General features: G+C 55.0%; 8 protein-coding genes. 3 read left to right on the top strand and 5 right to left on the bottom strand.

All coding sequences use genetic code 11. From position 1 onward, the window contains the following. The first annotated feature begins 14 nt into the window (after positions 1-14). Together RBB82_RS15075 and RBB82_RS15080 are read left to right on the top strand one after the other, a co-directional pair. Positions 15-755, top strand: a complete 741-nt coding sequence (locus RBB82_RS15075) for a copper homeostasis protein CutC (RefSeq protein WP_433971530.1) — start codon at positions 15-17, stop codon at positions 753-755. Between the two features lie 36 nt (positions 756-791). Then, positions 792-1718, top strand: a complete 927-nt coding sequence (locus RBB82_RS15080; protein WP_433971532.1) for an N-acetylglucosamine kinase — start codon at positions 792-794, stop codon at positions 1716-1718. Positions 1719-1754: 36 nt separating this feature from the next. On the opposite strand, the gene RBB82_RS15085 is transcribed toward RBB82_RS15080, so the two are convergent. Continuing rightward, on the bottom strand, positions 1755-2789 hold the full coding sequence (locus RBB82_RS15085) for a glycosyl hydrolase family 18 protein (RefSeq protein ID WP_433971533.1): 1035 nt from the start codon (positions 2787-2789) through the stop codon (positions 1755-1757). A 146-nt stretch (positions 2790-2935) separates the two neighbouring features. Beyond that, entirely contained in the window at positions 2936-5281 is a 2346-nt protein-coding gene (locus tag RBB82_RS15090; RefSeq protein ID WP_433971534.1) for a GH92 family glycosyl hydrolase, read from the bottom strand. A gap of 428 nt (positions 5282-5709) precedes the next feature. Here RBB82_RS15090 and RBB82_RS15095 point away from each other — a divergent pair, with 428 nt between their 5' ends. Beyond that, positions 5710-6975 (top strand): glycoside hydrolase family 125 protein, encoded by a 1266-nt coding sequence (locus tag RBB82_RS15095; protein WP_433971535.1) that lies wholly within the window; start codon positions 5710-5712, stop codon positions 6973-6975. A 572-nt stretch (positions 6976-7547) separates the two neighbouring features. Here the strand turns inward: RBB82_RS15095 and RBB82_RS15100 are convergent. The 3 genes from RBB82_RS15100 to RBB82_RS15110 form a co-directional block, all read right to left on the bottom strand. Beyond that, a complete protein-coding gene (locus tag RBB82_RS15100) occupies positions 7548-9071 on the bottom strand; it encodes a GH39 family glycosyl hydrolase (RefSeq protein ID WP_433971536.1) in 1524 nt (507 codons plus the stop codon). A gap of 135 nt (positions 9072-9206) precedes the next feature. Next, entirely contained in the window at positions 9207-10796 is a 1590-nt protein-coding gene (locus tag RBB82_RS15105; protein WP_433971537.1) for a GH39 family glycosyl hydrolase, read from the bottom strand. A 327-nt stretch (positions 10797-11123) separates the two neighbouring features. Then, entirely contained in the window at positions 11124-14654 is a 3531-nt protein-coding gene (locus RBB82_RS15110; RefSeq protein ID WP_433971539.1) for a carboxypeptidase regulatory-like domain-containing protein, read from the bottom strand. Between the last annotated feature and the right edge of the window lie 309 nt (positions 14655-14963).

The following is a 14963-nucleotide window of genomic DNA, read 5'->3' on the forward strand; positions in this document are numbered from 1 at the left end:
CTGGAATATCTCTAATGCAAAAGATTGTGTTTGAACTCTGCGCCGAAAGTGTAGACGCCTGCCTCGCTGCACATGCCGGCGGAGCTCATCGTATTGAGCTTTGTAGCGCACTCAGCGAAGGCGGATTGACGCCGAGTCATGGTTTGCTTCAGGAAGCAATACAAAAAAGCGGTCTGCCAATCCATGTATTAATTCGTCCGCGGGGAGGAGACTTTCTGTACACCCCATCAGAGATGGCAGTAATGCGGGAGGATTTGGAGTATTCCCGTTCGGTTGGAGCAAGCGGAGTGGTTTTAGGTGTGCTCTGCGCAGACGGTACTGTCGACATCGAGCAGACACGTCATTTTGTTGAGATGGCAGGCCCACTCGAGGTGACCTTCAACAGGGCGTTTGACTGCACTGTGTCCAAGGAGCAAGCGCTTGAAGATGTTATTGCCGCGGGGTGCAAACGTGTGCTCACCTCCGGCGGCGAATCTGACGTGGTTCGAGGGGCTGAGTCATTGGCGCGCCTTATGGATCAGGCTGCCGGGAGGATCGACATCGCTGTTGGCGGGGGGTTGCGGCTGAATAATGCTGCAGTCGTCGCGCGCACTACCGGTGCACAGCACTTTCATGGTTCACTGCGGCGTCGTGTGGCGAGCCCTATGATCTGTCGCGGGCCGGGTATGCTGGAAGAGAGCTCTTCTGCCGATACGAGGTTTGTTGTTGATAGCCGAGATGTGCGTCAGATGATCGAGAATCTCAGCAACGCATAAAACGCAATTGCAAAGTCTGAAAGAGCACATTTGGCGATGAAATATTTTCTCGGTCTCGATATAGGGGGCACGAAGACGGCCTGCGTACTGGCGGATGAGCACAAGGTGTTGGGCCGCGCTCAGGCTGGCAGTGCGAAGGTGCTTCGCGTCGGCAAAGCGGAGGCAGAATTGCACTTGAGAGAGGTGCTGGATGCAGTCTCACGCCAGAGTGGTGTTGCACTCTCTGACCTGACCGCATCATGCATAGGCACATCTGGCGCCGCCATACCCAATGTGGTGGAGTGGCTTGAACAGCAGATGGCGATGCGGGTCGGAGGAAGCCTGATCTTATTGGGAGACGAAATTATCACGCTCGATGCAGCGTTCCCGCAGGATGCCGGTGTCGTGGTGATTGCTGGAACCGGCTCGAACGTGATTGGGCGCGGCCGCGACGGAAGGGCAGTGGGAGCGGGAGGATGGGGGCCTGCTCTTGCCGACGAAGGTTCAGGAAATTTACTAGGACAACAGGCGCTGCGGGCTATCTTTGCTGCTATCAATGCTGGCGAGGAACCTCCATTTCTGCATCGAGTTCTCAGCAAGCTCGGCCTACAAACAAAGGATGATTTGGTGGCGGTTGCCAATGCGTATGGTTTTTCTTTCGCACAGATTATGCCGGTAGTTGCAGAGGCAGCGCGTGATGGCGACAGCTTAGCGCAGGCGACGCTCGAGCGTGGAGGAGTAGAACTTGCCGGACTTGTGCGCCATGTGATCCATAGACTGGTTGCCGCCGAGCCTGGCATCGACGATGGACTAAAGATCGCCGGCACTGGCTCCGTCTGGCAGCATGTGCCTGAGGTGTCGGATGCGATGCGCCGCACCTTATTGTGTACCTATCCCTTGCTGAATTTCTTGTCGGATCCGGTAGATCCATTGGAGGGCGCTCTCTGGCATGCCCGACATGCTGGGGCTGACTTGGCGAATTAGTCTGCCGTCCTGCAGGCCGGTCATAACGATAGCTGTTCATTTGTGTTCCGGCAAGATGCTCCAGATGGCACTATCTTCTTCGCCAAGAACCCAGGCGCAAATGCCTTGCAGGTGATTCTCAGCAGCGAGATTATAGCGATCTGCAAAGCCTCGTTTTTCGGTGTAAAAGATCCACTCGCGCATCTGATCGCGATAGAAGAAAAAATATGTAGTGTGGTCCTGAGCGTCCCACATCTCTTGCCCTTGGTAGGTATCCCGCAAAGATTGCGCGTCGACGGCGCTAATGTAATCGGCGGTGATGTTAGGTTTTTGCTCTTTTTCATTTAGCCCTGGGTCTCCGGCATACCAGTGGTAGCCATACAGAGCAATGCCTAGAGAAAGTTTTTCCTTTGGCACGACCTTCAGGGCATAGGCTAGATTCTCGTTCACCCACATCCATCCGCCGACTGGTCCAGGCGTCGTCCAGCGCGTGTGCTGATCGTAGGTCATCAGACAGAGCAGGTCGACTGACTCACCGAGTGCTTTGAGGTCAAAAACTCCGCGCCAATCCGAGAAGATCCACTTACTGAACGCACCGTGACTGGGATGTCCTGGGGCGTTTGGAACGACAGCGATCTGCAGTTGCAGATGCTCTTGATGCATTGCGTCGGCAATACGTTTGACCGTTGCCGAGAGAGCATCGCGGTCTGTCCATGCGATATTTTCGAAGTCGAGCTGGAAGCCGTCGTATCCATTCTGCTTGCATTCCGAGATAAGCGATCCGGTCATCGCTGTTTGCGCCTTATCGTTTGTCAGCAGTGTGTGAACTCCAGCTTTGTCGAAGATGGCGACAATAGGAAAGAGTAAAATGTGGCGCTGTTTTGCCGCGCGCTCGACAGTGGGGTCCGGTTCTCCATAGACCAACCCATTCGCATCGACGTTATACCAAGTCGGCACAATGATATCGATCTTGTCTTGGTGCTGTATGAAATCGCGGACAGAATCAGAATGGTCTGTCATGTAGAAAAGAGTCTTAGTCTGGGCCAGAGCACAGGGAACGGTCAGTAATAAACAGAACAGGAGTTTCTTCATATGAACTCATTTTGGGGCCAGCTTGATTGATATGTGTGGGTAATGCGTGTGGCATAGTTGCGAGATATGCCACACACTTCATATTCCGTAAGACGAAGACTGCGTAGTTCGGCAGGATCGATCTGCATTTATCAAACTAAAACAGTCTATGCACCTGCGAGGTTCAGTGACGGCGGAATATCCTCTGTCTTGGAGCCAAACTCGAGGTTAGGCTCACTACCCATTTGAAATACGATGCGCGCGCCATTGACGATGTCGCGATGATTAAACCAAGAGCGCGTGTACGGCTTTCCGTTGAAGGTGATGGACTGAATGTACTGATCGGACGGTGACTTTCGGTGTGCTACGATCTCAAGTTTCTTTCCACCACCGAGTTGCATACTGACGTTATCGAACAGTGGAGTTCCGAAGATGTAGTTGCCGCTTACGGGGTCGACCGAGTAGAAGCCCATCGAGCTCATGATGAACCAGGCCGACATCTGACCGACGTCTTCATTGCCCTGCAGCCCGTCGGGAAGAGCCTTGTACATGGTCTCCATCAACATACGCACGCGAGCCTGGGTCTTGTGTGGCTGGCCAGCGTAGGCATACAGGTAGGCGATGTGATGCGACGGTTCGTTACCGTGTGCGTACTGTCCAACAAGACCGGCGATGTCTGGAGGAGCATCTGCAGGTAGCGTCGATGGTTGATCGAAGAGCTCGTCCAGCTTGGCGAGAAAGAGCTTTTGTCCGCCCATGATCTCGATCAGCCCTGCTGCGTCATGCTGAATGCCGAAGGTCGTCTGCCAGGAGTTGGACTCTGTGAAGTCGCGCCACTTCTTCGATGTCCCCATCTCGATTGGGCTGAAGGGCGTCGCCCATTCACCATCTGAGAGCTTAGGCCGGGCGAGATTGATGGAACGGTCGTAATAATTTCTGTAGTTGCGCGAACGCGCAACAAGCATTGCTGCATCGTCAAAGTGCCCGAGCTTCTTCGCCACATGCGCGATCGACCAATCGTCATAGCAGTATTCGAAGGTTTTACTAACCGACTCCTCTTCCAGATCGCAAGGAATGTAACCCTTTGATCGGTAGTAGCCAAGACCGCGGTAGTCGTCCACCATGGCCCGTTTCATCATCACCTTATAGGCGCGTTCGTAGTCGACACCGGCGACGCCCTTATTGCAGGCTTCGGCAATGACTGCTGCAGAGTGATAGCCAGTCATTGTGCCAGTCTCGCAACCCTGGAGCGGCCATACCGGCATACCCGATGGGCTCTCCTCGGCCATGCGAATTAGAGTGTTGGCGAAGTCGGGAACGCGATCAGCGCACATCAGCGTGTACATGGGATGGGCAGCGCGATAGGTATCCCACAGCGAGAAGGCGGTGTAGTTGTGCTGGTTGTGGGCGAGTTGATGGATCTGCTTGTCCATCCCACGGTATCGGCCATCGGCATCATCGAAGAGCGAAGGCCCGATTGACGCGTGATAGAGCGCAGCATAAAAGATTTTGCGATGGGTCTCATTCTCCGTCTGAATACTGATGCGCGAAAGTTGCTGGTTCCACTTATTGCGTGCGCTACGACGTACCGCCTCAAAGTCCCACCCTGGAATTTCAACCTTCAGATTGTTTGCTGCAGACTCAGCATTGACGCCAGAGACGCCGGTCTTCACCAGGATCACTGGATTGTGTGCGAGGTCGAAGAACAAGACGCACTTTAGAGACTTTCCAGTGAGCGGCTGTGTCCCCGCTGGAACCTCTGCCCCCTCTTGATAAAAGACAATGCGAATAGGCTGCTGCGAGAACTGCATCGTGAAGTAAATCTGTCGTCCATCGCCCCAGGCCTTGGTGGTACGTCCTCCGGCAAGCGTGTCAGCGGCGGTGTGCTCAAGCGACGCCGTGACCACTGCTGACTGGCCGTTATACGCGTAGCTGTGCTCGAGATCGACGATGATGTGCCCGGTTGCTGGAGCGTTCTTACCAGTAGGGAAGGTGTATCGGTGCAGCCCAGCGCGCTCCGTGGCAGTCAACTCTGCGTGAATGCCGTAGTCCTTCAGAAGAACGGAGTAGAACCCCGGCTCAGCATGTTCGTCGTCGTGACTGAAGCGCGAGCGATAGCCGGCGTCGGGATTGCTGCGTGGGCCGGGTACGATCTTCGACTCCCCTGTCCCAGGCATCACTAGAAAGTCGAGCAGGTCGCCACAGCCGGTCCCGCTCAGGTGAGTGTGGCTGAAGCCCATAATGGAGGTGTCGGAGATGTGATAGCCGGAGCACCAGTCCCATTGATCGTTGAAGGTGTCGGGGCTCAACTGAACCGCACCGAACGGAACGGCCGCACCGGGGAAAGTGTGCCCGTGGCCGCCAGTGCCAATCTTTATATCCACAAACGAGGAAGGATCGGTTGGGGTCGCCGTTTTGGAACCGTCGATGATCTTGCCGAGTGCGCTAGTTTCCGTTGCTCCGACAGCGCAGACAGCGGAGACGCCGCCGAGGAATGTTCTTCTTGAAATCACTGGTACTCCATCGATCTGAGATCCAATTTGTGCGCGTTATATGACGCAGCAAAGTGAGAGATTAGCTGGGCATTTGAATTTGCTCAGTGTATCTATTATTGACGTAGAGTAAACGGAATGGAAAGATGTATTGATCAAAATAGTGATCATTTTGAAATAATTAATTCAATTAATGTGAGCGGTTATGATCTCGAGTAGACGTAGCTTGCATCTTGTTAGCAACGTAGCTTATCGACTGAAGGGAAATAATGGGTTCAACAATTACTCGCCGTCGTATGTTACAGATTTCGGCAGGGGCGGGAGCAGCGGTCACACTTAATCCGTTGAGCGTGCTAGCCGGTACAGGGAGTGATTCGTTTCCTTCTCGGCGTCCGGCGTTGCAAGACCGAAAATTTCACAGCCCAAGCGTTGAAGCATGCATATCGGATGTGAGTTGTCGGATAGGTGATCCGGAACTGGCATGGCTCTTCCAGAACTGCTATCCCAACACGCTGGACACCACGATTGAGCTGAGCAGCTTCAATGGCAAGCCCGATACGGCAGTTATTACGGGCGATATTCCGGCGATGTGGATGCGAGACTCTTCTGCACAGGTGTGGCCCTATCTTGCGTTGGCGGCCAAGGATGTCGGGCTTCGCCACATGCTCGAGGGGATCATTCGGCGGCAGGCCAGGTGCATCCTTATCGATCCTTATGCCAACGCGTTTATGGCCGACCTTGACGCGCCACCTCTCGAATGGAGCCAGAGTGATGCGACAGAGATGAAGCGCGGGGTTGGCGAGCGCAAGTGGGAGCTTGACTCTCTCTGTTACCCAATACGTTTAGCCTACGGTTACTGGCGTTCAACTGGAGATATTGCTCCCTTCGACCAAAATTGGCGTGCCGCGATGAAACTCGTGGTCGAGACTATGCGAGTCCAGCAACGCAAAGACGGCCCCGGCCCGTACAACTTCCAGAGGACGTCCAAGACTCCTACTGAGACCTTAGCGGGCGACGGATACGGCGCACCGGTGCGGCCTGTTGGCTTGATTGCCTCGGGATTTAGACCGTCCGACGACGCCTGTACCTTCCCATTCCTGGTGCCCTCCAATCTGTTCGCTGTCACGGCGCTCGGTCATCTCTCGCAGATGGCTCATGAGATTTTGCACGATGATTCTTTGGCCAATGAAGCGTCAACGCTGGCCGCTGAGGTTGCAAGAGCCTTACAGCAATGTGCTGTGGTAGAAACCGCAGCCGGATCAATCTGGGCCTATGAAGTTGATGGCTACGGCAGTAAATTGTTGATGGATGATGCAAACGTGCCGAGCCTGCTTGGGTTACCGTATCTGAACAGTTCGCCTGACGCTGCCCTCTACGCGCGTACCAGAAAGTTTGTCTGGAGTGAAGGCAATCCGTGGTTCTTCAAAGGAAGCGCCGGCGAAGGTATTGGCGGCCCGCACGAAGGCAGAGACATGATCTGGCCTATGGCAATTACTGTTTATGCTCTCACCAGCCGGTCAGAGGTCGAAATCGCTCGAGCACTCGCTATGTTGAAGTATGCCAGCGCCGGGTCGGGTTTCATGCATGAGAGCTTCAACCGTAACGACGCCGCGAAGTTTACAAGAAGCTGGTTTGCCTGGGCAAACTCCTTGTTCGGAGAACTCGTTGCTACCGTTGCGGAGAAATATCCTGCGTTGCTCAGCGCGTCACGCTAGACGCGAAATGGCAAACTTCCTCAAGTGGCTGATCTCGTGAGAGCTCGACTGTGCTTCAAAACAGGATCAAGAGCAACTTTCACTATGTACGGTTCATCTGTTTTGCGGGATTACAAGTGGTTGTTGATCGAAAGACTGGGTAGGACGACCAACGTCTTCCCGCGCCAGTAGCCTAGAATTCCGCGCTGATTGATTCTTCGGTTGGTCTCTCTGAACGCATCTTCATGGTCAAGGATGAAATGATTCGCAGTCGTTTGGGTTTCGAAAGTGACGAAATCATTTGGATGAATGGCAACATCATGTCTCAAACTTTCGATGATAGTTGCTGCATCCAGAGTATCTTGTAGCCTGACATTCACCGTGGGCGGAGCTGAAGTCATTCCGCCGACAGAAGTAGTGGACGCTCCCACTACGTGCGTGCTGATAAAGAGAACAACTGCAGGAAGCCAGCTCTCTCGCAGGGTAAATCTCATGTTTTAAGTGTGCGCTACTAGCTGCCAATCGAGGTATCCCCAGAATGGGTGATCGGATCCAGCCCATTCTAGGGATACGTATGTGCTCGGTGTCTAATGTCAATGATTTGCACCATCGATTTGAATAAGCACCAGCGCATTCTGGCTAAATTTGACGTGCAGTACACCATTGCGAAGGGCAGTTTGTTCTGGGAAGGGAAGCGCGGTTTCGCGGTTGAGCTGGTCAGCCTGCACCGGGGTTGGGTTTTTCGGCTTGCCCATCGCAGCCCATTGTGGCAACACGTTGCCGTGATCGCGATCTACACGCTGTAGCTTCACGGTTGCATTGGGAGCAACGCCCAGAATATGGAGCTCCATTTCGCGATCCGTACCGTGTTGGTCTGGATCGACCAGGTTCCATGCGGCAATGGCGATACCCCCATTCGCTATGCGAGTAACGAGTACGTTGTTGGATGGGTTGGCAAGGCGCTGGTCACCAAGTTGATGTAGCAGGCCGAAGGCGTAGTAGCTCGGTTTGTTGATTCCGTCGAAGGCGCGCAGACCGAAGTCACCGCGGAAGGGACCCGTCGTCGGGCCGCCCTCCTCGAATACATCCGAAAACGTCCAAAACGACATCATGTCGACATGACGATCGCATTCGCGCACTGTATTTGCCAGAGCCGGGCCGACGTAGATCGTATCGCGTGCCTCCATCATGCCGGGGACATTCCACTCCGTCCAGAAGAGGGGCAGCCGCGGCATTGCGGAGTGATCGATCTCACCGCGAACTTTCGCAACGGCCCGGCCAACGCGGTCGTCCATGGCGATGTCTTCATTCGTGCCAAACATATTCTTGACTGTATCGTCGGCGTACCCGTGAGTGGAGACAAAGTCGACTGGAACGTTACTCTCTGCGGTGTGTTGCAAGAACTCCGGCACCCATTGCGCCGCAGCCGTGGCCGGCCCCCCGACCCGCAGGCGCGGACTAACACCCTTCAGGGCGCGGGCAGTATGGTCGTAGAGATCGAAGTACGACTCTTGGCGCGGAATGCCATTCCAGAAATCGATATTCGGTTCATTCCACACTTCGAAGTACCACTGCGAAACTTCCTCGATGCCATAACGATCTACAAGATGTTGCGCGAAGTGTTGTATCAACGCGTCCCACCGCTCCATGCTTTTAGGGGGCGATACGTTTTGTTTGTACCAAAAGGGATGGAGGGCGTCCGGATTGAAAGCTAGCTTCTTGGGCATGAAGCTGATCTCGACGATGGGCCGAACCCCATTCTTGAGCAGGCCGTCGTAGATGGAATCGACATAAGCAAAGTTGTAGACAGGATTGCCGTGCTCGTCCTCGTTATAGACGCCTACCTCATCGTGAAGGATAGCGTGAAAGCGAACGTACTTGAAGTCAGCTACTTTTTTTACTGCCCGCAGATCTTCGCGATAAGCCTCGCGCAGCGTGAGGATCGCTCGTCCAGATCCAAACATCTCCTCCCAGAAATGAGGAAAGGGAGTTGACGCGGCTTTTGCATCGACGGTAACAACTTCATCTGTGGTTTGCTGTGCCTGTGAAAGATACGGCCTGGTATTGCACAACAGGATGAAGAGAAGTGGCAAAAATCTACGCTTGATGTGAAGCATCTGACGACCTCGTTCTAAGTTCGAAGGTACTTTTGGCAATTTGCTAATGCTCTTTCGACGCTGCCAACGCGTCTACCTGCAACCGCGGAAGAGTCTGCGCGCCATCGGAAGAAAATTACAAAGCAGGAAGATTCTCTATGGACGTTTTTCCTTGACTACGATCAGGGCAAGTCCGTGCTCAGGCACGCTGATTTGTAGGTGTCCACCTGTGAGATGAACTTTTTCCGGAGGATTCATGGCGCCTGCTGCGCGCAACTGTTTAATTTGATCTTGAGTCAGGCTTCCTGCAGGACGTCCCATGGCGTCAAATTTCTTCACGGCATTGCCGTGGTTGTCGTCGACTCGCCACACCTCGACGGTTGCATTCGACGCTACCCCTGCAAACGTCATGTCAAAACTCTTTGCTGCTCCCGGACTCGTAGGTGGTGGTGTATAGCTTGCCCCCGATCCGAAAGGTGGAGCGTAGTTCCAGAGCGCGATTTCGACTCTCCCATCGTCCGACTTCGTTGCCAAGACGCTCTCGCTTTCAAGTTTAATTCTATGGTCGCCAAGTTGATGCAGCAAGGCGAAGGCGTTCAGCGCAGGCTTCGGAATGCCATCAGCGGCGACAAGTCCAAAGCCGCCATAGAAAGGCGTCCTCACAACGCCTTGCTCTTCAAAAATGTCTGAGAATGTCCAATAGCTCATGGCTTCGGTGAGGCCATCGCATTGGCGAATGTTGTTGGCCATCCATGGCCCCATATATGTGGTGTCGGTTACGTCAGGTTCGTTCGAGTAGCTCGCGTTGTATTCGCTGAAGATGAGTGGCATCTTTGGGTACGGCGAAGCAGCGATTTCTTCATGTACTTTCCTGACGGCGCGATAGACCATTTGATCGCGGGGAATCTGTTCGTCGATGTGGAAGACGTCCTTCGCGGTGTCGTTTGCATAGACGTGTGTCGAAGCGAAATCGACAGGAATGTTCTGGTCTTTGCAGTGTTTCAGGAAGTCCGCGACATATGCGGCCTGGGCTGTAGATGGTCCTCCAACACGAATTCTTTGATTCACTTTTTTAAGCGCCATTGCGGTGTGATCGTACAACTCAAAGTAGGTTGGCATGTTTGGGCGGCCGCCCCAGAAGTCGAGGTTTGGCTCGTTCCACACTTCGAAATCCCAGGTTGCTACCTCATCGATGCCGTATCTTGCAATCAAATGCTGGGCGAATGCAGTGATCATCGCGTCCCACAGCGCGTAATCTTTCGGCGGGGAGACGACTGGCTTATAGAAGAATGACTGCGTCTGGTTCGGATCTGCGGCCATCTTTCGCGGCATAAAGCTTAGTTCGACGAAAGGTCGCACACCCGCGGCTAGTAGGCCATCGTAGATCTGGTCGATGTAAGAGAAGTTGTAGATGCCAGCGCCCTTTACCTTTTCTGCTGCTTGGCCGGGGTTTTGCGTCATTGCGTCAGGATCGTAGAGGCCGACTTCGTCGAGGAATATGCCGTGAAAACGCACGGCTCGGAGATCCGTGACGTTCTTCACTGTGTGGAGGTCATCGCGATAGCTTTGTCGCAGTGAGAGGATGGCGCGGCCGGAGCCAAAGATTTGCTCCCAGAAATGGGGGAACGGGGTGGTTTGGGCGCGTGCGTCGATCTGAATATGCTCTGTTGTCTGAGCGTGAAGTGCTATCGGGCTGAAAAGGCTGAGGCTAAGTGCGGCAAGGGCGAGTGTGCGACGTCGAATCATGAGAGGCGTCTCCATGTCATGCAGCGTGTGGTGATTTTGTGGTCACAACGTGGTTTTATGGTGGTGAAACGTGGTGAATTGTAGCCTCTTAACGTGGTGCGGAGACAGGAATGACGCGGCTGTTTGCACTTTGTGCGCTAAAAAAATGCTGGTGGCAGAAGTGCACCATAAATGAGGCAGCCACTTTTCTGGAGAGAGGCCATCGTGTGACCTCATGGTTCTGGCCTCATGCTTTGATTTCACTTGGCACTCTAAAGGTGGATCGTTTGTAGGGAAAGAGGATGCTCCTGATGAACATCCTCTTTCTTTATTTTGCGACAAGCGACGTTAGAAGCTGAAGCGAGCTTGCAGGTTGACGATACGGCCACTGAGAGCTGACTGTGCCTGGCCGAAGTTGGTTGCGGTGATGTTATTGGAGACGCTGTTCGGGTTGAAGTTGAGGTTGTTTAGGAAGTTGAAGGCGTCGGCGCGAATTTCGATCCTTGCGTTTTCGCCGAGTACGGGCATTTTAGGCAGGCCGAAGGCCTTGGTGAGCGTTCCGTCGAGGGATTTGTATCCAGGACCTACGAGTGAGTTTCTGCCGACTCCCGGAAGCTGCGGGACGCCGGAGCCGGGGGTGAATGCGGGCGTCACGAAGTAGGCGGTCCCGGTCTCCGCGGCGGCCAGGGGGAAGTTCTGATTGACGCCGTTGCCTACGCCGGGTCCGGATTTGAAGGCATCGTTGCTGTGATTGTTGTGCGCACCGCCCAGATAGGCAGCGGGACGAAGGGTGGTGTAGCCGCTGTTGGGGTAGTAAAGGTTGCTTCCGGTGCTGACACTTGGCGTCCAGGGGAAGCCGGTGTGGAGGTTGAAGATGCCGCTGAGAGACCAGCCTCCAACGATCTTTTCAAGCCAAGCGTGACCGCCGCTGAAGATCACCGGTTGCCAGACCCCGTAGATCTTGAAGGCCTTGCTTACGTTGTAGTCTGAGGGGCCCCAGGCGAGGGATGAGTTGAAGGGATACGGATCTTCGTAGTAGGGCTGTGAGGTGTTGTCCAAGCTTTTCGACAACTGGAACTGAGCGTCGACCTGGAAGCGATGCGCCATGGCCTGCTTGAAGCCGAGGAGCAAGGCGTTGTAGCTAGCAGCGCCGTAGTTGCCGAAGTAGTCCACCTGGTTGGCGAGAGGGTTGAGAGGAATACCGTTCGCTATGGCAGTGACGTAGGCGTTGGACTGGATGATGGTGTGATGCGCTGCGCTGCCCGAGTATCCGACGGTGGCGACGAGTTGATGGCCGAGATCGAACTGGGTATCGAGCGAGTAGTGCTCTGTGTAGGCTGTGGGCAGATGGGCGGGAAAAGCAGTGAGGCCGATGCCGCCTTTAACCGGGAGACCGGCACTGTTAAAGGTACCGATGGTATTGGGGTTTGGAGGAAAGCCGAAGAGCGAGTGAGAGGTTGGCGCGATGGCGTAGAGGATAGCCGGATTGATGGAGGTTGGGCCGCCGCTGGTGAAAGAAGCGTTAATGACGCCCGGCGGATTGTTGTATGCGTTGCCTGTGATGGCGATCTCCTCCTCGTCGTAGTTGAGTCCGAAGCCGCCGCGGAGGACGAATTTACTGTGGAATGCGCCTGGACTCCAGGCGAACCCTAACTGCGGGCCGAAGTTGCCCTTCTGGGGACTCCAGAGGTTGCCTCCCTGTCTGATAGAAAGGCCCGTGAAGGTGTTGGCTCCTGAGCCCAGAACGACGGTGCTGAGGTTGTTCTGCTTGGTAGAGAGCGAGTCGAAGTAGGTATAGCGCAGGCCCAGATTGAAGGTGAGGTTGGGACCGGCCTTCCAGTCGTCCTGAACGAAGAAGCCCCAGAGATTTTGGCGGTCGTCCTGCCGGTTTGTGGTGGGTGTACCGGTGATCGGGCTGAAGCTGCCGTTCTCTGTATGTGGAGCGTCGTTGAGGAAGTCCCAGATGTTGTAAAAGTTGTAGCTCGGTCGAGCGGCGTAGGTGGGGTTGTTGAGGTAGGACAGACGAGTGAGTTCGCCGCCGAATTTAATAGTGTGATTTCCCTGGACCTTGGTGGCTACGTCTTTGTAGGTGTAGGTCCACTGGTTGAAGTCCGCAGGTCCGGGAAAGCCGAAGGTCTGGAAGGTGTTTGCTGTGTTTGTTGCAGTGAGGCTGCCGATGTTGTCGACTGTGTCCTGCGGCAGCCCTAAGGGAGCCTGTGGGTTGGAGGCGACCTCATTGAATCGCCAGCCTGCAGCGTTGGCGCGGGCCTCGTTGAGGAAGGTAGGAGAGAAGATGTGGTTCCAGATGACGGAGAAGGCGTCGTTGATCTGGTCATGATGGAACAGGTTATAAGGGCGCACAGGGCCGTTGTAGCTGGTGCTGGAGACGGGCACCCAATAGATGGCGAAGGCAACGTGATCTTTTTTAGTCACGTCAGCATCGAGACGTCCGTTGTACTGGACATCGGTGTTGGAGGTGGGATTGACGGTGGTAAAGTCTGCGATATCCGGTGTGTTGGAGAGACCGTTTCCTACACCTGGATTTGTGGGGTTCTGGAAGGTGAGGTCCTGCGTGCCGAGACCGCTGGTGAGGGGGGAGCCGAGATTGAGGCCCTGTCCTGGAATGTGATGGCAGTTGGTGCCTTCAATGAGACCGATGCTTGCGCAGTTCTGATCGATGAGTCCGGATGAAGCTACGCCAGCGCCGGGGAAGGTGAGAAAGGTTGCGGCGATGCTGTTGGGTGGTGCAAGCGCGTCGAATGCGGAGGTGTCGTACCAGCTTGTTGCGGTGAGCGAGGAGCTGTTGCGAATGGTCTCGTAGGCGAAGAAGGCGAAGACGCGGTCTTTCCAAACGGGACCGCCGACACTGCCGCCGTACTGGTTGAACTGCTGCGTATCGCGAGTGAGGCCTTTTTCCGCAGGCGTAGTATTTGCCGGGTTGTAGAAGGACACGCCGTTGTAGCGTTGGTAGGCGTTGAGGCCGGGGCGGTTGGCGCGGAAGAAGAGGCTGCCGTGCCAGTTGTTGGTACCGCTCTTTGAAGTGACCTGCAAACCGGCTCCGCTGAAGCGACCGTTTTCCGCGTCGTAGCTATTGGAGACGATTTTGACGTTATCAACAGAGTCTTCGTTGGGGGTGATGATGGAGGCTCCGCCCCAGACGGCGCTGACGGTGCTGATGCCGTCGATGCTGATGCCGTTGCTGGAGTTCTGCGCGCCGTTTGCGATGACCTGCGGATTGTTTTCAGTTTGAAAGATGCCTGCGCCGCCGGAGGAGCCTCCGGGGCCGGTGGTGCCGGGAAGGTTGTTGGTGCCTCCGCCTGAACCCTGGGAACCGTCGCCGAAGACTCCGGGGGCAAGTTGGGCAAGCTGGAAGACATCGCGGCCGGCTGAGGGAAGGTGCTGAATCTGATTGCTGCTGACGACGCCGCTCGTGGATGCGGTTGCAGTTTCGAGCGGGGCGATGGCATCGCCCGATACGGTGACACTGGTGCTCGCCTCGCCAAGGGCCAATTGAACGTTAATCGCGTTGGCCTGCTCTGGAATGATCTGCACGTTCTGAATGAGCTGCTGCTTGAAACCCTTAGCCTCAACGGTCAGGTTGAAGTGATCGGGCGGAAGTGCATTGAAGTTGTATACGCCGCTGGCGTTGGAGGTTGCCGTGACTGCGTGGTTGGTGTCGGCGTCGGTCAGAGTGAGGGTGGCTCCTGGAATAACTTCGCCCTGCGGATCGGTGACTGTGCCCTGGATGGATGCTCGGAACTGAGCCTGTGCGACTGTGGTGCTGAGGCACAGAATGGTGATGGCGACGACTGCCCGGCTCAGCAAGTACTGCCGTAGTCTCGGGCGTTGGGGGGATTTTTTTGAGTCAAAGTGAAACATGAGGCCTCCTGAGTGGAAACGCCGGCAACTCGCGCTTCTAGGCGCTTTGATGCTGCGTTCGTACAAAAGGTAGGCATCTTAGGCAAACGTTTAACCTCAAAGACTATGCGCGTCCATTGAGAGGGCTGTCAATGGCGGGCGGGCTCCGTGGCAATGCGATGAAGACACACAGAATCGGCTCGCATAGATAGCAAGATGCTGCGGCTGATGATTTGGTCATCGGATTGAATATGCCTAAGCGTTACCAACTGGACAAGGTGATACGCAAGTGACACGCGCTGCGCTAGGATGATCAAGACTCTGGACAAC

Source organism: Tunturiibacter lichenicola (genome assembly GCF_051013355.1).
GTDB classification, from domain to species: Bacteria; Acidobacteriota; Terriglobia; order Terriglobales; family Acidobacteriaceae; genus Edaphobacter; species Edaphobacter lichenicola_F.

Coding starts and splice junctions, on each gene's coding strand:
- RBB82_RS15075 (WP_433971530.1), top strand. CDS start 15: ATGCAAAAGATTGTGTTTGAACTCTGCGCCGAAAGTGTAGACGCCTGC.
- RBB82_RS15080 (WP_433971532.1), top strand. CDS start 792: ATGAAATATTTTCTCGGTCTCGATATAGGGGGCACGAAGACGGCCTGC.
- RBB82_RS15085 (WP_433971533.1), bottom strand. CDS start 2,789: ATGAAGAAACTCCTGTTCTGTTTATTACTGACCGTTCCCTGTGCTCTG.
- RBB82_RS15100 (WP_433971536.1), bottom strand. CDS start 9,071: ATGCTTCACATCAAGCGTAGATTTTTGCCACTTCTCTTCATCCTGTTG.
- RBB82_RS15105 (WP_433971537.1), bottom strand. CDS start 10,796: ATGATTCGACGTCGCACACTCGCCCTTGCCGCACTTAGCCTCAGCCTT.
- RBB82_RS15110 (WP_433971539.1), bottom strand. CDS start 14,654: ATGTTTCACTTTGACTCAAAAAAATCCCCCCAACGCCCGAGACTACGG.